Below are 826 nucleotides of genomic sequence, written 5' to 3' on the forward strand. Positions count from 1 at the left end.
CTGAAAACAACCAAGAGCCTATTTTGGTTCAGCACAAAGAGAGCCGAAAAAAGAATTATGCCGAAATGATCCCGTTAACTATGGGAACTATTAACGGGAAAGCAGCAATGGTCACTGATGCCCGAAATTTGCATAAGTTTCTTGGTAACAAAGAGTTGTTCGCTAACTGGATTAAACAGCGCATTGAGCAATACGGTTTTATTGAAAATGAGGACTATGAGACTTATTTGGAAAATTCCAAAAAAGGTCGTCCACGAACTGAATACCGTGTTAGCTCTGATATGGCGAAAGAGCTTTCTATGGTGGAACGCACCGAAGAAGGTAAAGAGGCTCGCCAGTACTTTATCGACTGTGAAAAACGTCTGCGCCGTGTTGCACCAGAGGAACACCAAGCCGCACTGGTGAACTGGCGTAAAAATCGTGTCGCTGCCTGTGAAGATCATAAAAGCATGGCTGATGCGATGAAAGGATATATTGAGCGCACCGGAGACAATCAAAAGGGCTTTGCTTACAGCAATGAATCCCGGTTTATCAATAAATTAGTGCTGGGTATAGATCCTGTCAGATGGGCTAAAAATAAGGGCATTAAATCTAAAGAAGTCAGAGACAACATGACGGTAGATCAGTTACAGCTACTGGCTTACTTGGAGTCACGTAACTGTGCATTTCTTGATTTAGACACTCCAACAGAAACACGGAAAGCCCAATTAACGGAACTGGCTCAACGTTGGTTAGCGCAGCGCATGGAATCGAAGCAATGATACACGGAAGCCATTCTATCGGTTTAAGCGAGAGTATTATTTCTGGTGACTCCTTGAGATTAAGG

Annotated in this window: 1 protein-coding gene; it reads left to right on the forward strand. The window is 43.3% G+C overall.

Annotation, left to right across the window (positions count from 1 at the left end; translation table 11 throughout):
• Nucleotides 1-761, forward strand: a 761-nt coding sequence (locus Xhom_RS25105) for an antA/AntB antirepressor family protein (RefSeq protein WP_338063754.1), incomplete at its 5' end; no start/stop codon positions are given.
• Between the last annotated feature and the right edge of the window lie 65 nt (nt 762-826).

The organism is Xenorhabdus hominickii (assembly GCF_002632725.1).
Lineage (GTDB): Bacteria > Pseudomonadota > Gammaproteobacteria > Enterobacterales > Enterobacteriaceae > Xenorhabdus > Xenorhabdus hominickii.